Annotated in this window: 15 protein-coding genes; 4 read left to right on the forward strand and 11 right to left on the reverse strand. The window is 65.0% G+C overall.

Annotation, left to right across the window (positions count from 1 at the left end):
- Positions 1-92 precede the first annotated feature (92 nt).
- The 6 genes from CXX84_RS08885 to CXX84_RS08910 form a co-directional block, all read right to left on the reverse strand.
- Positions 93-1,280 carry an FAD-dependent monooxygenase gene (locus tag CXX84_RS08885; RefSeq protein WP_102976354.1) on the reverse strand — a complete coding sequence of 396 codons (1,188 nt, stop codon included), beginning with the start codon at positions 1,278-1,280 and terminating at the stop codon, positions 93-95.
- 84 nt (positions 1,281-1,364) lie between these two features.
- Positions 1,365-2,717, reverse strand: coding sequence for a formimidoylglutamate deiminase (locus CXX84_RS08890; RefSeq protein ID WP_102976355.1), 1,353 nt, complete (start codon positions 2,715-2,717; stop codon positions 1,365-1,367).
- The gene (locus tag CXX84_RS08895) at positions 2,714-3,895 is read right to left on the reverse strand and encodes an allantoate amidohydrolase (RefSeq protein ID WP_189337546.1); all 1,182 of its coding nucleotides are present in this window, start codon (positions 3,893-3,895) and stop codon (positions 2,714-2,716) included. The genes CXX84_RS08890 and CXX84_RS08895 overlap by 4 nt, the downstream gene beginning before the upstream one ends.
- A 41-nt stretch (positions 3,896-3,936) precedes the next feature.
- Complete coding sequence (hutU, locus tag CXX84_RS08900) at positions 3,937-5,637, reverse strand: urocanate hydratase (protein ID WP_102976357.1); 1,701 nt, start codon at positions 5,635-5,637, stop codon at positions 3,937-3,939.
- 129 nt (positions 5,638-5,766) lie between these two features.
- The gene (locus CXX84_RS08905; RefSeq protein WP_102976607.1) at positions 5,767-6,564 is read right to left on the reverse strand and encodes an IclR family transcriptional regulator; all 798 of its coding nucleotides are present in this window, start codon (positions 6,562-6,564) and stop codon (positions 5,767-5,769) included.
- Positions 6,565-6,781: 217 nt separating this feature from the next.
- Entirely contained in the window at positions 6,782-7,519 is a 738-nt protein-coding gene (locus tag CXX84_RS08910) for a GAF and ANTAR domain-containing protein (protein ID WP_102976358.1), read from the reverse strand.
- Between the two features lie 164 nt (positions 7,520-7,683).
- Between CXX84_RS08910 and CXX84_RS08915 the strand changes: the two genes are divergently transcribed.
- Positions 7,684-8,901: an integrase catalytic domain-containing protein gene (locus CXX84_RS08915; RefSeq protein WP_223253041.1), complete on the forward strand. Its 1,218-nt coding sequence runs from the start codon at positions 7,684-7,686 to the stop codon at positions 8,899-8,901.
- Positions 8,902-8,962: 61 nt separating this feature from the next.
- On the opposite strand, the gene CXX84_RS08920 is transcribed toward CXX84_RS08915, so the two are convergent.
- Together CXX84_RS08920 and CXX84_RS08925 are read right to left on the reverse strand one after the other, a co-directional pair.
- Positions 8,963-9,934 (reverse strand): NAD(P)-dependent alcohol dehydrogenase, encoded by a 972-nt coding sequence (locus CXX84_RS08920; RefSeq protein WP_102976360.1) that lies wholly within the window; start codon positions 9,932-9,934, stop codon positions 8,963-8,965.
- 206 nt (positions 9,935-10,140) lie between these two features.
- On the reverse strand, positions 10,141-11,001 hold the full coding sequence (locus tag CXX84_RS08925) for an SDR family oxidoreductase (RefSeq protein ID WP_102976361.1): 861 nt from the start codon (positions 10,999-11,001) through the stop codon (positions 10,141-10,143).
- 99 nt (positions 11,002-11,100) lie between these two features.
- Here CXX84_RS08925 and CXX84_RS08930 point away from each other — a divergent pair, with 99 nt between their 5' ends.
- The gene (locus CXX84_RS08930) at positions 11,101-11,490 is read left to right on the forward strand and encodes a winged helix-turn-helix transcriptional regulator (protein ID WP_102976362.1); all 390 of its coding nucleotides are present in this window, start codon (positions 11,101-11,103) and stop codon (positions 11,488-11,490) included.
- Positions 11,491-11,681: 191 nt separating this feature from the next.
- Positions 11,682-11,945 (forward strand): hypothetical protein, encoded by a 264-nt coding sequence (locus tag CXX84_RS08935; RefSeq protein WP_102976363.1) that lies wholly within the window; start codon positions 11,682-11,684, stop codon positions 11,943-11,945.
- Positions 11,946-11,989: 44 nt separating this feature from the next.
- On the opposite strand, the gene CXX84_RS08940 is transcribed toward CXX84_RS08935, so the two are convergent.
- Both CXX84_RS08940 and CXX84_RS08945 read right to left on the reverse strand, forming a co-directional pair.
- Complete coding sequence (locus tag CXX84_RS08940) at positions 11,990-12,739, reverse strand: 3-hydroxybutyrate dehydrogenase (protein ID WP_102976608.1); 750 nt, start codon at positions 12,737-12,739, stop codon at positions 11,990-11,992.
- A gap of 49 nt (positions 12,740-12,788) precedes the next feature.
- Positions 12,789-14,171: an MFS transporter gene (locus tag CXX84_RS08945; RefSeq protein ID WP_102976364.1), complete on the reverse strand. Its 1,383-nt coding sequence runs from the start codon at positions 14,169-14,171 to the stop codon at positions 12,789-12,791.
- Between the two features lie 130 nt (positions 14,172-14,301).
- Here CXX84_RS08945 and CXX84_RS08950 point away from each other — a divergent pair, with 130 nt between their 5' ends.
- Complete coding sequence (locus CXX84_RS08950) at positions 14,302-15,204, forward strand: LysR family transcriptional regulator (protein ID WP_102976365.1); 903 nt, start codon at positions 14,302-14,304, stop codon at positions 15,202-15,204.
- On the opposite strand, the gene CXX84_RS08955 is transcribed toward CXX84_RS08950, so the two are convergent.
- Positions 15,197-16,108, reverse strand: a complete 912-nt coding sequence (locus tag CXX84_RS08955; protein ID WP_102976366.1) for a spermidine synthase — start codon at positions 16,106-16,108, stop codon at positions 15,197-15,199. The genes CXX84_RS08950 and CXX84_RS08955 overlap by 8 nt on opposite strands.
- Between the last annotated feature and the right edge of the window lie 32 nt (positions 16,109-16,140).

The raw sequence follows: 16,140 nt of genomic DNA on the forward strand, positions 1-16,140 counted from the left end.
CTCACTGACCCTCGTGTAGGGTGGCGTCCTGTCCCAGACTATCCACGGGAAATTGAGAATCCTAGGGATCCTCCCTCTGTGACGTTGCCGGGCTACTTTGCGGTCCTGCCCACGATCCGGCGGGAGACTATCCGGTCAATTCCCGGAAGGTTGCTTGCCCTGATGATCCACCTGCGCAGGAGCAGCTGGGCTGGGTTTGAGGGCAGGAAGGATGATGCCGTGCGCCGCCCGGCCGCTTGGGCCACTTCCACCACGGGTCTCCAACGTCGCTCGAATGCGGTGAGCGCTGAGCTGATTTCCGCAGGGGAGGCGAGGGGACCCAGAAGGTCGCCCAAGAGAGCGGCACCGGCGATGGCGAGCGAACCGCCCTGGCCGGCAAGGAGCGATACTGCCCCGCAGGCGTCTCCGAGGAGAACGATCCGGTCATTTTGCCAGCACGGCATGACGGTCTGCCCTACGACATCGTCATAGGGGTCCTCGGGGCACAGCTCCAGGAGACGGTCCATCTCGTCACCGAGCCCGGCGAACTCCCGACGTAGCCGCTGTCGGGCATTCTCGGCCCCCGGATGCCCTTTGGTGCCTTGGGTATCCCTGTAGACCATGAACGCGGCCACTTTATCCCCGCGGAGGCTGTAGAACCCGGCTATCCGGTCGATGCTGTCGGTGAGGACAAACCGGTTCCGAAAACGGGCATGCAGGCGTGGTTCGGTCACGATATATGCAGCAGCACGCATGCCCAGAGGACGCAGGTAATCCTGATTGCCACCGAACACCTGTGAGCGGATTGTTGAATGAATACCATCAGCGCCGATGAGGACGTCCGCGGCGAACCACTCCTGCGGGGACCCGTGGACGGCGACCCTCACGCCGTCGCCATCGGCCCGGACCTGGGATACCGGCGTATCGTAGCGAACGCGCACCCGTCCGGAGACTACATCATCGAGGGCAGCGAGGGCGGCGCGCTCCATGTCGGGGCGCAGCAGACTCAGGACCTTTCCACCGGCAAGCCGGGCAAATTGCCGGTAATCAAGGCGGGCAGTGGGGCGTCCTGTAAGGTCGACATACTCAAGGGCGTCCACTTGGTAGGCCACTTCCGCGAGGCGCGGGAGGAGGCCGATTCGTTCCGCTGCGTCGAAGCCCGGGCCGAAAAAGTCCATCATGTACCCATCGGGGCGCGGACCGGCCGATTTTTCGAGGAGCTCGACGTCCCAGCCGGCCAGTCCGAGCTGGCGGGCCGCAACCAGGCCCGCGATACCGGCACCAACAACCACAGCCTTCATGTTCGACCTCGAACCAGTACTAGGGCCCCTCAGTCTGGCGGGCCGGCAAGAAAGTGTCTACCCGCTCTAAATTTCCGGCGAGGGCTACGACGTGGAGAAATTGTTAATTGCCGCTGTCAGGAGTTTTGCGGGCGAGCCGAGACGAAGATGAAGACCGCCTTCTACAACTAACTCTCCATCAATCACGACAGCAGAGACGTCGGCCGCTGTTGCAGTCATGGGCAGCTGGTCGGGTGCCGATCCTGCGGTACGGACCGAGGCTGAAGCGACGGCAACGATGTCGCAGACAGCGCCGACCTGAATGGACGCAGGTGCGAGGGGCGTAGCCATTGAGCCGGCGGCTCCTTCTGTTGCTGCGAACAACAGGTCATAGGGGGAGAACCTTCCCCGATCTCCGGAGTGAAGGCGCTCGCCGTATTCGAGTGCGCGCATTTCCAGCCACGGGTCTATGACTGCGTGCTGGTCTGTTCCGAGAGCGATGCTGGCACCGGCGTCGGCCAAGGCACGGGCAGGACCGATGCCGTCTGCCAGGTCGGCTTCTGTCGTAGGGCACATAACTATCGTGGCGGCTGCGTTCCCCAGTGCCGAGATGTCCTCCTCCGTGAGGTGAGTGCAGTGGACTGCCGAGAGGCGGTGGGTGAGGAGTCCGTGCTGCGCCAGGAGCCCTGTTGGAGTCAATCCGTAAGCGTCAAGGCAGGCCGCGTTCTCGGCCGGTTGTTCACTCAAATGAATGTGCAGCGGTATGTCCTGTGGCAGCTTCCGGGCCACGACGGTGAGGTCCGCTCCAGGCACCCCGCGGACGGAGTGCAGTGCTGCGCCGACGTTAACCATGTTGCTGGGGAAGGTCTTGGTAATTTCCTGCCGAAGGGAGTCCAGCCTGTCGAGCCAGGTATGGACGTCGGGGTCGCCAAAGCGTGCCTGATCCGGTGCGAGAGGCAGGCCGATCCCTCCGGCGAGGTAGAGAGTGTCAAGGAGGGTCAGCCTGATTCCCGCCGCTTGGGCCGCCCGGGCAAGGGCCAGCTCCATGGCGTGCCGTTCTGGATAGGGGACCCCTCCGGGCTGGTGGTGGACGTAGTGGAACTCGGCCACGCTGCTGAACCCGGCAACTACCATTTCTGCGAAGACAGCTGTTGCCAGCTGCTCGTACGTGTCGGGTGTCAGCTCCGAGGCGCTCCGGTACATGTGCTCCCGCCACAGCCAGAAGTCTCCGCGGTCATGATGGGTGCGTCCGCGGAGGATTCGGTGGAAAGCGTGTGAATGCGCGTTGGCGGCTGCCGGAAAGACCACGCCTTGCAGCACCTGTGCGTCGGGCGTTGCCTCCACGCCTACGGTGATTTCCGTGATCCTGCCGTCCCTGGTTCGAATCTCCACGCCTTCGGCAAGCAGCGGTTTGTTTGTGTGGTTAACGAGTGCGGCCTCGCACCAATAAACCTTCACAGCAGGGCTGCCAGAACGTCGGCAAGGGCGGTAGCGCCGGCGTCGGCGTCCTGGTCGGTGACATGTTCCTCAGGAGAGTGGGAAATCCCGCTGGGGTTGCGCACGAAAAGCATGGCAGATGGTACGAACCCGGCCAGCACCCCGGCGTCATGGCCGGCGCCGGTAGCCAGCGTGGGTGCGTCCGGCAGCACCGCCTGGAGGCGCCCGGTCAGCGAGGCATCGAAGTGCACGGTGTTGCTGTATGACTCCTCTGTAAGTTTGACCGTGCATCCTTCTTCGGCTGCTGCCCGCTGCGCCCGGCCGTGGATGTCTTCCACCAGGTGTGCAGTGACCGCGTCGTTGGGATGGCGGGCGTCCAGCCACATGTCCACGCGGGAGGCGATGACGTTTGTACCGCCGGGCACCGGGATGATGCGGCCAACGGTGGCCCGTGCATCCGGCTGGCGTGCAGCGGCGTTGCGGACGGCCATGACGATCTGGGCGGCGGCGACCATGGGATCCGCCCGGTCCGCCATGAGTGTGGTGCCGGCGTGATTTCCTTGGCCGTGGACGCTCAGTTTCCAGCGGCCGTGCCCGAGGATTGAACTGCCCACCGCGATTCCCGGGCCATCGACCCCCAGGCCAATACCCTGTTCCACGTGCAGCTCCACAAAGTCGCCGATCCTTGCCAGTGCCTCCGGATCCGGGCCGACATGACGGGGGTCAAGGCCGTTGGAGCGCGCAATGTCTGCAAAGGTGTCCCCGTCACTGTCCGTTAGGCGAAGCGCCCTGTCCGCGTCGATGGCCCCGGTGAGGAGCCGTGACCCCAGGCAGGCTACACCGAACCTCGATCCCTCTTCCTCCGGGAACACCGTGATGGCCAATGACCGGGCGGGCTTAATACCGCGGGCCTCGAGGAGATCGACGGCAGCAAGGGCGGAGGCTACCCCGAGCGGCCCGTCATACGCTCCTCCTCCGGGCACGGAGTCCAGATGGCTGCCAGTCACCAGGGCTCCATCCTGCTGAGGCCCCCACCAGGCCCAGATGATGCCGTTGCGGTCTGTTTCAACATCCAGTCCCCGCCGCTGGGCCTGCTCGCAGAACCAGCTCCTCAAGTCAAGTTCGGCAGTTGAGTAGACCGGCCGCGAGTAGCCTCCGCGGAGGGGGTCCTGCCCCACCTGGGCGAGTGAGTGCAACATCTGACTGACAGTTTCCAAAAAGAACCTCCAAGGTGAATTGGTTAGGGGTCCGTGGGGAGCATGGGGATGCGGACGCCGCGTTCTTTGGCGGTGTCGAGGGCGTGGTGGTAGCCGGCGTCGGCGTGGCGGATGACGCCCATTCCGGGGTCGTTGGTGAGGAGGCGTTCGAGTTTTTGGGCGGCGAGGTCGGTGCCGTCGGCGACGGAGACCTGGCCGGCGTGGATGGACCGGCCGATGCCGACACCGCCGCCGTGGTGCAGGGAGACCCAGGTGGCGCCGGAGGCGGTGTTGAGCAGGGCGTTGAGCAGGGGCCAGTCAGCGATGGCGTCGGAGCCGTCGGCCATGGCCTCGGTTTCCCGGTAGGGGGAGGCGACGGAGCCGGAGTCCAGGTGGTCGCGGCCGATCACGATGGGGGCCTTGACCTTGCCGTCCCTGACGAGCTGGTTGAACAGGAGCCCGGCTTTGGCGCGGTCGCCGTAGCCGAGCCAGCAGATCCGGGCGGGCAGGCCTTCGAACTCGACCCGTTCCTGGGCGGCGTTGATCCAGCGGTGCAGGTGCTTGTTTTCGGGGAAGAGTTCCTTGATCGCCTCGTCGGTGACGCGGATGTCCTCGGGGTCACCGGAGAGCGCGACCCAGCGGAACGGGCCCAGGCCCTCGCAGAACAGCGGGCGGATGTAGGCCGGGACGAAGCCGGGGAACTCAAAGGCGCGGGTGTAGCCGCCCTTGCGGGCCTCATCGCGGATGGAGTTGCCGTAGTCGAAGACCTCGGCGCCGGCGTCCTGGAACTCGACCATCGCTTGGACTTGGCGTGCCATGGACGCCTGGGCCTTTTTGGTGAACCCTTCCGGGTCCGCGGCGGCCTCGGCATGCCAGTCCTCCACCGCAATGCCTTCGGGCAGGTAGGACAGCGGATCGTGCGCGGACGTCTGGTCGGTGACGATGTCCACCGTGAGTTGCCCTGCGTTGTGGCGGCGCAGGATTTCCGGGAACACTTCGGCGGCGTTGCCCACATACCCGACGGACCAGCCGCGGCGTTCTTCCTTGGCCGCCAGGACCTTGGCGATGGCGGCGTCGAGATCTGTTTCCACCTCATCGAGGTAGCGCTTGCCGGCGCGGCGGCGCAGGCGGGTCTCGTCGACGTCGACAATCAGGCACGCGCCCTCGTTCAGGGTCACGGCCAGCGGCTGGGCGCCGCCCATCCCGCCGCACCCTCCGGTAAGGGTCAGGGTGCCGGCGAGGGTGCCGTTCTCATCGCCGGTGAGTTTGCGGGCGATCGCGGCGAACGTCTCGAACGTGCCCTGCAGGATGCCCTGGGTGCCGATGTAGATCCAGGAACCGGCGGTCATCTGGCCGTACATCATCAGGCCCTCGGCCTCGAGCCGGCGGAACTCGGGCCAGGTGGCCCAATCACCCACCAGGTTGGAGTTCGCCAGCAGGACCCGGGGCGCCCACTCATTGGTGCGGAACACACCCACCGGCTTGCCCGACTGGACCAGCAAGGTCTCGTCCTTCTCCAGGGTCTCCAGGGTGCGGGCGATCGCATCAAACGCGGCCCAGGACCGGACCGCGCGGCCGGTGCCGCCATAGACCACCAGGTCATCCGGGCGCTCGGCCACCTCGGGATCCAGGTTGTTCATCAGCATCCGCAGCGGGGCTTCCGTCTGCCAGGACTTCGCGGTAAGCGCGGTGCCCCGGGCTGCTTTGACCGGGCGGGCACCGGTAGTGAAATCGGCGGGTGCCATGGTGGCTCCTTCTTGTGAGTATTGCGGGACGTTCTGTATCTACTAAAGCCTCTTAGAGGGGGGCATTACAGGGACTTAGGGTGGGCCGTGTCCGGGATTGCAGACGGCCTTCCGGGACCCGGGTCCGGACTACCTGGCGGGGCGGCCGTGGAGCCGGACCGAGAGTTCGTCGGCCACTTTCTGGACGCGCGACGCGAGTGCCGGCCATTGCTCCGCCGGCAGTTTGTCTTCAAGGAAGGTCACGGCGACTGCCGCCGTCGGCCATCCCAGGTGATCCGTCACAGCGGCGGCGATGGAGCCAAAGCCGGGTGTAACCTCGCCGTGTTCGGTGGCGTAGCCGCGCTGCCTTACCTGGTCCAGGTGGGAGGACAGCGCCGAATACTTCATGATGGCGCCTTCCACCTCGTGCCGGGCGGAAAACGCAGCCGCGTTCGGGTACAGGGCCCGCACCTGGGATTTCGGCAGAGCGGCGAGGATCGCGCGGCCGCTGGCGGTGAGGTGGCTGGGGAGCCGGACTCCGACGTCGGTGACCAGGGATGGGCGGTTTTTGGCCCGCTCCTCCACGATGTAGAGCACATCCCGGCCGTGCAGCACCGCCAGGTGTGCACTTTCGCCAAGGGCGTCCACGAGGGAAGCCAGCAGTGGCCGGCCCAGCCGGGACAGCGGCTCCTGCCGGGAGTACGCGGAACTAAGCTCGAAGGCGCTGATGCCAAGGCCATACCGCTGCTCCTCGTGCAGGTGGAGCACAAATCCGTTTGCCTCCATCACCCCCAGGAGGTGGTACACGCTGGACCGGGGCAGGCCGAGGGAAGATGCAATCTGGGACGCCGCCATCGGCCCCCGTCTCGAGGCCAGCAGCTTGAGGATGCGCAGGGTGTTCTCGGCCGCGGGCACTTTGGAAGCCACCTTTGGTGCCCCTTTCGGCAGGCTGCCGGCCTGCGGCCTCACTGCCGTCTCTTCTGGCACCGTTTGCTCCTAGTGTTTGCTGCGGTGGCATCCCGTTGTCCGGTATCCCGTACTTCAACCTTGCCGCCCGCCAGGCCCTTCCCCGGCCGATAAGGCCTTGACAGTGTCTGGTATAGCAGACAAGAGGCAAGGCACGCACCGGGCACGGCGCGGAGCAGCCTGCGGGAAGGCTGGAGGATCACTCGTCGAAGTGGGCCGTGACTTTTTGGGGCCCGGCAAAACGCTCCACCAATGACTCGGCCACGACATGAAGTTTTTCATTCCGGTTGCTCGAAGCGTGCCGTAGCAAGGTGAAAGCTTCGTCTTTGCTGCAGCGGTTCTCGGCCATGATCATTCCGCACGCCAGGTCAATCACGGTCCTGGTGTCCATCGCCGCTTTGAGGTCCCTGGCGCGCTGATCTGACGTTGCGATCCTGATGGACAACCGAAGGGCCTTGCCGGCCGTTTCGGCGAACATCACCGCATCCGAAACCGCGCGGTCAGTGAAGCGTCCGGCAACAGGGGCAAAGTAATCCAGGACCGCTCCCGAGTCCTCTCCCAGCGCCATCGGGACACCCAGCGCGCTGCTGATACCGGCAGCGGACAGGACCGTACGGTATTCAGGCCACCGCGGATCGGACGAAACATCACCGAGGAGGACGGGAATACCGCTTTCCAGGGCATGAATGCAGGGTCCGTCGCCCAGGGCTTGTTCGATTTTGTCCAGCATGACTGCCCTGTCACTGCTGCCGCCGATGGTGGCGGTATGTTTCCGCCGTCGTAGTGTCACCGCACAGGAAACAGGCACGCCTGCCGTGTTGGTCATTGCCGCCGCCGCAAAGGCAGCCAGCCCGTCCAGTACGGATTTGATGTCCTCCGTACTGGCGATGAGGTCTACCAACTGCCCAAAGTCCTCTGTCACATGTGTGGCCACCATCTTCTCAATGTAGGAGCATGACCGGGACACTACAAGGAACCGCGTTGACTCATCAAAGATGCCCGCGTAGCGGTATTCGAAGAATCATTTGAGAATGCCCGCGTAACGGCGTGTCCGCCGGGGTGGTGTCTGCCGCGTCGGCACTGTGAGCCATGGAGCTTTCGATGAGTGAACGCAGGGCTGTCACGAAGGTCATCGCCATCCGGTATGCCCGGTCGGAGCGGGCGGTGAAGAAGCAGATTCTGGATGAGCTGTGCGCGACGACGGGATGGCACCGTGACCGCGCCCGCAAGGCACTGCGGACGGCGTTGGCCCTGAAGCCCGTGCGGTCGCGGTCTCCGCGACCGCCGCTGTATGGGGAGCCGGTGATCGAGGCGCTGCGGTTCTGCTGGGCGGTGCAGGGAACGCCCTGCGGGCGGCTCCTCGCGGCAGCGCTGCCGGACCTGGTGCCGCGCCTGCGGCGGTGCAAAGAGCTCAGGATTGATGCCGGCACGGCCGTGCAGCTGTTGAAAATCGCGCCGGCGACTATTGACCGCCGGCTCAAGGCTGACCGGGCGAAACTCGAGCCCCGCGGCCGGTCCCTTACCAAGCCCGGAACGCTGCTGAAGGACTCGATTCCGATGCGGACCTGGGCTGAGTGGAACGACGCGGTGCCTGGTTTCGTCGAGATCGACCTGGTCGGGCACGAGGGCGGCAACAACCACGGGGAATTTTGTTTCACCCTTGATATCACCGACATCGCGACCGGCTGGACGGAAACCCGCTCGGTAAAAAACAAGGCCCAGAAATGGGTGTTCGCCGCCATCAAAGACGCCACCGCTTCGTTCCCGTTTCCGGTCCTGGGCATCGACTCGGACAACGGCTCGGAGTTCATCAATTGGGAGCTTTTCCGCTGGTGCGAACAGGAGAAAATCACGTTTACCCGGTCCCGGGCCGGGAACAAGAACGACGGCGCCCACGTGGAGCAGAAGAACTGGCACATCGTCCGCCAGACCGTCGGTTACCACCGATACGACACACCCGGCGAGCTGGAACTGCTGAACCGGATCTGGGCGCTGCAAGGGCTGCTGACCAACCACTTCGCACCACAGCAAAAACTCATCGCGAAAGTCCGGACTGGGGCCAAGGTCAGCAAGAAGTACGATCCACCTGCCACCCCGTATCAACGCGTCCTGGCCGACACTGGCACCGTCAGCAAGGCCACCAAAGCGCGCCTGAAACGCGAAAACCGGCCCCTGAACCCCGCAGCCATCCAACGCCAGATCCAGGCCCTCTCCGCAGAACTCCTGACCCTGACCACCGCGAAACAAGGGCCCAAAACACGGCCCGTCATCCGGGCAAAATCAAATGATTCCACGAAACAACCGAGGCGGGCATCTTGACATGATTCCTCGGGGGAACGGCCCCTCGCAGGGGCTCCGGGCGGTGGGCATACGGTCCGGATCAGACTGTTATGGCCACCTTGCCGCGGTTCCGCCCTTCGCGCAGGTCCCTGACGGCCGCCGGTGCTTCCGCAAGGGGATAAATCCTGTCCACGACCGGCTTCACGCTGCCGGCTTCAATCAAGGATGTCAGGGCCTCCAGGTCAAGGTGCGTTTCCTTCGACACAAGGCCTTTTAATTTCTGGCGGGAGAAAAGTGAAACCAGAGAGGCGCCAAGTGACCGCTCGAAACCGCCGGTCAACTTTCCACCGCTTTCACCGCCAACAATCACCAGCGTGCCCCTTGGCGCCAGGACGCGCCGCAGCAGGGACAGGGGCCGGTTGCCGGCGGTGTCCACAATAACGTCGTACAACGTGCCGCCCGCGGGAAAGAGCTCCCTGGTGTAATCAACGACCGCATCAGCACCGAGCTCACGGACCAGGTCCACTGTGCCGGTACTGCAGACTCCGGTCACAGCGGCGCCAAAAGCCTTGGCTATCTGAACCGCAAAGGACCCCACTCCCCCTGCCGCTCCAATAACCAGCACTTTTTGACCCACAGTGACTTCTCCGGCATCCCTGACAGCCTGCAGGGCTGTCACACCGGAAATGGGGGCGACTGCCGCTTCCTCGTACGTGAGGTTCCGGGGTTTCCGGGCCAGCCTGTCCTCCTTGGCGCAGACGTATTCCGCGAAGGACCCCTCCGAGGTACCGAACACCCCGTCTCCAACATCGAATCGGGTGACACCAGCTCCCACCGCCTCCACGACGCCGGCCACCTCCCGCCCACGCACGGGCACCTTGGGCTTCATCAGGCCGAAACCGAACAGCCGGATCAGGTACGGCAGCCCGGTCATCAGATGCCACACACCCTGGTCCACGCCGGCGGCCCGCACCCTTACGAGCACCTCCCGCTCGCCTGGTACGGGCCGGGGAACCTCCCGCAGCCCGAGCACATCAGCCGTCCCATAGATGTCCTGCACGATTGCTTTCATGCCCGATCTCCTCTTTGGGCTGCGGTACCGGATCACGTCCTCCGGCAGCTCAGGCCGCGTGTCGTTGCCGCGCTGACAGCGGGCAACTCAACGTAAAGAAAAGCCGACACCGAGTCAAGGGGCGCCGGAACACGAAAAGCCTCGCCCCGACCCGCAGCAGTCGCTGGCGCGGGTCAGGGCAAGCACAGCCTCAGGATCAAACCTGGCTATGCACCAGCGGCCGCCCGCACGGCGTCAGCCAGAGAGGTGGCGGGGCGACCGATCAGCCTGCGCAGATCCCCGCTGCTCACCAGGAGGTCACCGCGGGCGATGCCCAGATCCGAGTCCGCCAGAATTTCCGCGAATCCCTCCGGGACTCCGGCCCCGGCCAGCAGGCCGGCATAATCCCCGGCCGGCAAGTCACTGTAGGAGATAGCCTTGCCGGTGGCCGCGCTGATTTCGGCTGCGAGGTCCGCCATGCTGAAGGCGTCATCACCGCCCAGCTCGTAGATCTTTCCTGCCTGGCCATCAGCCACAAGCACGGCGGCAGCGGCGTGGGCATAATCGAGGCGGGAGGCACCACTGACCCGTCCGTCACCGGCGCTCCCGGCCAGGGCACCCTGCGCCAGGGTTCCGGGGAGCTGGTCCGTGTAGTTCTCCAGGTACCAGCCGTTGCGCAGGAGGACGAAAGGAACGCCGGAGTCCCGCAGGATCGCTTCCGTGACCTGGTGTTCGGCCGCCAGCTTCATCCCCGTGGTGTCTGCGTTGGCGATGCTGGTGTAGGCGAGAAGTTCAACTCCCTCAGCTTTTGCCGCCTCGATGACGGTGCGGTGATGCTCCACCCGCTGGCCAATCTCGTTGCCGGAGATGAGGAGTACCTTCGTGGCACCCTTGAGGGCTGCTGACACCGAAGCGGCGTCTGCGTAGTCCATGGCCGTAACCCTTACTCCCCGCCCTGCGAAGTCGTCGAGCTTTTCGAGGGAACGGCCCGTGGCCACAATGTCCTCCGCGGGAACGTTGCGCTCCAGCAGGGCTTTGACGACGTGCCGGCCCAGCTGGCCGGTTGCTCCGGTGATGACGATGCTCATGAAAGGTCCTTTGGTGGTGGTGTCTGTCAAGAAGCACAACCACGCCCTTTTCGGATTACTTCCCAAAAGAGAGTACGCACTTTGAGGTAAGGTACTTACATGGAAGTTAGTGCCTCGCCGGCCGCCCCGGCCACAGCCCTTCCCGCTACGTTTGCAGACGGCGTCTTCCCGGCCGGGTGCCCCAGCCGTACGGTGCTGGACCACGTCACCAGCAAATGGGGAGTGCTCATCCTTCTCGCACTCTCGGAAGGTGAGCAGCGCTGGAGCGATTTAAGGCGTCGGGCTGAGGGCATCAGCGAGAAAATGCTGGCGCAGACCCTCAAGACCCTGGAGCGCGACGGCCTGGTCCGCCGCGATGCGCAGCCGGTGATTCCGCCCCGGGTGGATTACAGCCTGACCGCCCGTGGCTACGAACTGAGCGCTTTGCTGGTTCCGCTGGTTGCATGGGCCTACGACAACGCGGATGACATCATCAACGGCAAGGGTTAACGCCCGCTTTCACAAGCAAGTATCGGCTCCCGGGAAAATGAGTACATGTTACTGATGTGACTGATGTGAATAGCGCATAGCTTGGGCGTAAGGTGCCAACCGGAGTGGGAGGGCCGCCCTCTGCTGGGAACATTCCGGTTAACCCGCACCGCGAGCGAGCGGCCTGTGCCGCTTCCGAGGAGTTGGTACGCATGGCCAGAACCGTTTCGCGGGACCCGTCCAGCATGGGCCAGCCTGTCAGCCTGACCAGGATCACGGTCCAGGCCTGGAACCGTCTGCTGAAGTTGCCTTCACCGCGGTCCCCCTACAAAGTCGGTGACGCCGTCGTGGCGGACGATCCCTTCAAGGGCCGGCGCGAGGGAGTAGTGGTCTTCCGTCAAGGGACATCGGTGGGGGTTGACACCGTCCACGGCGTGTTCTTCTATGACCACCGGCAGCTCAAAAAGCTGGACTAGCCGCAAGGCGGCCAGTCCAGCTTTTGGCGTGTCAGGCAGGGCGGCTAGCGGGCCGACCAGCCGCCATCCATCGTGTAGCTGGCACCGGTCACCATGCCGGCGTGGTCCGAGGCCAGCCAGGCGGCCAGGGAGGCAACCTCCTCGGGCTCCACCAGCCGCTTGATTGCCGCCTCCGTGAGCATCACTTTCGCCAGCACCTCGGATTCGGGAATCCCGTGCACCTGGGCCTGGTCCGCGAGCTGCTTCTCCACGAGGGGTGTGCGCACATAGCCGGGATTGATGCAGTTGGACGTCACGCCGTGGTCGCCGCCTTCGAGCGCCGTGACCTTGCTCAGCCCTTCCAGCCCGTGCTTCGCGGAAACATACGCGCTCTTGAACGGCGACGCCCGGATCCCATGCACGGAGGACAGGTTGATGATGCGGCCGAAACCATTGCTGTACATGTGCGGAAGGGCGGCCCGGATCAGCAGGAACGGCGCTTCCAGCATGAGGGCGATGATCCGGCGGAACTCCGCGGGATCGAACTCCTCGATGGGGCTGATGCGCTGGATCCCGGCGTTGTTTACCAGGATGTCGCAGTCCAGGCTCAGGGTTGCGAGCGAGTCCACGTCCAGCAGATCCACTGCCCAGGAGGTGCCGCCCACCTCATCGGCGAGCGCTGCGGCTCCTGCGGAGTCGACGTCTGCCACCACCACTTTCGCTCCCCGCGCGGCCAGTTCCCTGACACAGGCCGCCCCGATGCCGCTGGCGCCGCCGGTGACCAATGCCTTGCGGCCGTTCAATGTGTTTTCCATGGCAATCCCCTTGGGCTGTTCCATCAGGCTGTCCGGCTGCTCAGGCAGCTCAGCGGGTGTTGGCTGGCAGAAGGCCTTCGCGGGCGGCGTCGGCCTTGTCCACTTCCTCGAGCGCAATCCCCTTGGTTTCCTTCAGGCTGAGCACCGCTGCCGAGGTGATGGCGCAGGCGATCACCAGGTAGATGGCCGTGGGAACCCACGAGCCGGTGTCCTTCAGCCACTGGGTGGCCAGCAGTGGAGCCAGTGAACCGGCAAAGATGGAGGTCACCTGCGAACCGAGTGAGACGCCGGAGTAGCGCATGCGGGTGGGGAAAAGTTCAGCCATGATGGCAGGCTGGCCGGCATACATAAACGCGTGCAGGCAGAGTCCGATGGTGACGGCGGCGACAATGACCACGGCATTGCGGGTGTCGAACATCGGGAAGGCGAAGAACGGCCAGGACGCCCCGGCGATGGCGCCGAACAGGTACACCGGCTTTCGTCCCAGCGAGTCCACCAGGCGCCCCACCTGCGGGATGACCAGGAAGTGGATGACGTGGGCGATCAGGAGGGCCAGCAGCAGGGATGAGGTGTCGTACTTGTGCACGCTCTTGAGGTAGACAATCGCGAAGCTGACCACCAGGTAGTACATGATGTTTTCCGCGAACCGCAGGCCCATCGCCTGGAGGATGCCCTTCGGGTACTTGCGGACTACCTCGAAGACGCCGTAGCTGACGGCCTGTTCCTTCTCCACCAGGGCCTTGGCCTCAAGGAAGATGGGGGCTTCGGTGACGTGGGTGCGGATGTAGTAGCCGACGAAGACGATCACCGCGGAGAGCCAGAACGCAACGCGCCAGCCCCACCCCAGGAATGCCTCGCTGCTGAGCACGGAGGACATGATGAACAGCACCAGCGTGGCCAGCAGGTTGCCCACCGGCACGGCGGCCTGGGGCCAGCTGGACCAGAAGCCGCGTGATTTGTTGGGGCTGTGCTCGGCCACCAGCAGCACCGCTCCGCCCCATTCGCCGCCGAGCGCGAAGCCCTGGATGAAGCGCAGTGCCACCAGCAGGGCCGGCGCCAGGTAGCCGATTTCGGCGAAGCCTGGGAGGCAGCCCATCAGGAAGGTTGCCACGCCCACGATCACGATGGTCAGCTGCAGCGTGGGCTTGCGGCCCAGCTTGTCGCCGATCTGGCCGAAGACGATGCCGCCGAGCGGACGGGCCACGAAGCCGACGGCGTACGTGAGGAACGCCTGGATGATGCCGTCCAGTTCGTTTCCGGTGGCGGGGAAGAAGTACTTTCCAAATACCAGGGTTGCGGCAGTGGCATAAAGGAAGAATTCGTACCACTCCACTACCGTGCCCACCATTGAGGCGGCCACGATTTTCTTCAGTCCGGATCCTTTGGATGCAGGTCCGGCAGCGTTATCCGCCGGGCGTTGCTCAACGCTCATGGGGTTTCTCCTTAGTGTCCACGATGACACGTGCTGTGATCTCCAGCACTAATGGCTTCACTGAGTATTACTGCACAGACATGCACCTTCAATGACCAATCCAGCACCCACTGTGTGCAGAATTGCAGATATGAACGTCAACCCGGATGACTTGCTGGTACTGCTCGCGGTGTCCCGCTCGGCCAAATTTACGACGGCGGCACAAGCCTTGGGCCTGAACCACACCACCGTTTCACGCCGGATCGCCGCACTGGAAAAAGTGCTCGGCGGGCGCGTGCTGGCCAGAGCCACGGGGGGCTGGGAGCTGACAGACCTCGGAGCGCGGGCAGTGCAGGCCGCCGAGCAGGTGGAAGCACTGGTGGGCACGCTGGGGGCCGCGGGCCAGGCACCCGACCCGATTACCGGCGTCGTACGCATGACGGCAACGGACGGCTTCAGCGCCTACATCGCGGCACCCGCGGTGGCGCGGCTGCGGCGTGACCACCCCGGGTTGAGCGTGGAGGTGGTGACCATGACCCGGCGTGCGCTGCAGCAGCGGTCGGGCCTGGACATCGAAGTGGTGGTGGGCGAACCCCAGGTCCACCGCGCCGAAGCCGTACGGCTGGGCGACTACAAGCTGGGCATGTACGCCTCCCGCGCGTACCTCGAGGAGCACGGAACCCCCGCCACCGTGGCCGAACTCCAGGAGCACCCCCTGGTGTATTTCGTGGATTCGATGCTGCAGGTGGATGACCTGGACGCGCCGCGCCGGCTGGTGCCTGCCATGCGCGACGGCCTCACCTCCACCAACGTTTTTGTCCACGTGGAGGCAACCCGCGCCGGGGCCGGGATCGGTTTCCTGCCCTGCTTCATGGGGGACCTCCACTCGGACCTGGTCCGCCTGCTCCCCTCGGAGATCGCCGAACTGCTGCCGTACTGGATGGTGCTCCGGCCGGACTCGCTGCGGCGGCCTGCGGTTGCGGCGGTGGTGCAGGCGCTGCGGGAACAGATGGCCGGGCACCGGGACAAGCTGCTGGGCCTGAGGGCTACGTGACCGCTGCGGCCGGATCGTGCCGGACCGGGGATCCGGCGGCGAAGGCCCGGACCTGCGCGTCATCCCACAGGTGCGCGGGGACTGCACCGCCCAGGAGCCGGCGGTGCAGTTTGGGGTCGTCGCCAAAGGGGGTGTCGCTGCCGGCCATCACCATGTTTCCGTAGCGGCGGCCCTTGAGCATGGCGGGATCCGCGATGATTACGGTGTGCTTGAACGAGGCTGCAAGGGTGGCGGCGTCCTCGCGGGCGTTCTTCAGGTCCGGCGCGTCCCCCGAGTTGACGACGTACACCCCGCCGGGGGCGAGAACCTGCTTGACGTGCTGGTTGAACTCAGCGGTGGTGAGCGGACGCGGCGTAAGGGCGCCTGCGAACACGTCGCGAATGATGAAGTCACGGGTGTCCGGCGTCAACGTCTCGGTCACCTCACGGGCCTCCCCCACCCGGAGCCTCAGCAGGGGCGCCTTGGGCAGGTCGAACCAGCCGCGCACATAGTGGGCCAGCTTGCCGTCCAGCTCGACCACCACCTGCCGGGCGTCGGGGTAAACGGCGTGGAAGTACCGGGCCATGGAGCAGGCACCGCCGCCTAAGTGGAGGCCGCGAAGCTTCAGCCCGGCCGCGGAGGAACCTGACGGCGGCCAGCACGACTCAATCAGGGCGGCCATCCACCGCATGTACTCGAAGTCCAGGAACAGCGGGTCTGCGAGGTCGATGTGGGAGCTCATGACGCCGTTGATCTTCAGGAGCCAGCCGGTGGAGTTGTCCTGATCAGCGACCAGCTCGCAGTCCCCAGTGTCGATGTAGTACACACCCTCCATGGGACCGCTTGGCCGGGTTCCCCTGGGCACCTCCACCACACCTGCCGCAGGCCGGCTTCCGCGGCCCCCCGGCTTACCGCGTTTCGCCATTACCCCTGCCCCGCTCCAGTCAGTCCAACCAC

The organism is Arthrobacter sp. AFG7.2, assembly GCF_002892835.1.
Classification (GTDB): domain Bacteria; phylum Actinomycetota; class Actinomycetes; order Actinomycetales; family Micrococcaceae; genus Arthrobacter.

Excerpts from the sequence above, each read along its gene's own strand:
- CXX84_RS08885 (WP_102976354.1), bottom strand. The coding sequence starts at position 1,280 with ATGAAGGCTGTGGTTGTTGGTGCCGGTATCGCGGGCCTGGTTGCGGCC.
- CXX84_RS08895 (WP_189337546.1), bottom strand. The coding sequence starts at position 3,895 with ATGTTGCACTCACTCGCCCAGGTGGGGCAGGACCCCCTCCGCGGAGGC.
- hutU (WP_102976357.1), bottom strand. The coding sequence starts at position 5,637 with ATGGCACCCGCCGATTTCACTACCGGTGCCCGCCCGGTCAAAGCAGCC.
- CXX84_RS08910 (WP_102976358.1), bottom strand. The coding sequence starts at position 7,519 with ATGGTGGCCACACATGTGACAGAGGACTTTGGGCAGTTGGTAGACCTC.
- CXX84_RS08915 (WP_223253041.1), top strand. The coding sequence starts at position 7,684 with ATGAGTGAACGCAGGGCTGTCACGAAGGTCATCGCCATCCGGTATGCC.
- CXX84_RS08920 (WP_102976360.1), bottom strand. The coding sequence starts at position 9,934 with ATGAAAGCAATCGTGCAGGACATCTATGGGACGGCTGATGTGCTCGGG.
- CXX84_RS08925 (WP_102976361.1), bottom strand. The coding sequence starts at position 11,001 with ATGAGCATCGTCATCACCGGAGCAACCGGCCAGCTGGGCCGGCACGTC.
- CXX84_RS08930 (WP_102976362.1), top strand. The coding sequence starts at position 11,101 with ATGGAAGTTAGTGCCTCGCCGGCCGCCCCGGCCACAGCCCTTCCCGCT.
- CXX84_RS08935 (WP_102976363.1), top strand. The coding sequence starts at position 11,682 with ATGGCCAGAACCGTTTCGCGGGACCCGTCCAGCATGGGCCAGCCTGTC.
- CXX84_RS08940 (WP_102976608.1), bottom strand. The coding sequence starts at position 12,739 with ATGGAAAACACATTGAACGGCCGCAAGGCATTGGTCACCGGCGGCGCC.
- CXX84_RS08945 (WP_102976364.1), bottom strand. The coding sequence starts at position 14,171 with ATGAGCGTTGAGCAACGCCCGGCGGATAACGCTGCCGGACCTGCATCC.
- CXX84_RS08950 (WP_102976365.1), top strand. The coding sequence starts at position 14,302 with ATGAACGTCAACCCGGATGACTTGCTGGTACTGCTCGCGGTGTCCCGC.
- CXX84_RS08955 (WP_102976366.1), bottom strand. The coding sequence starts at position 16,108 with ATGGCGAAACGCGGTAAGCCGGGGGGCCGCGGAAGCCGGCCTGCGGCA.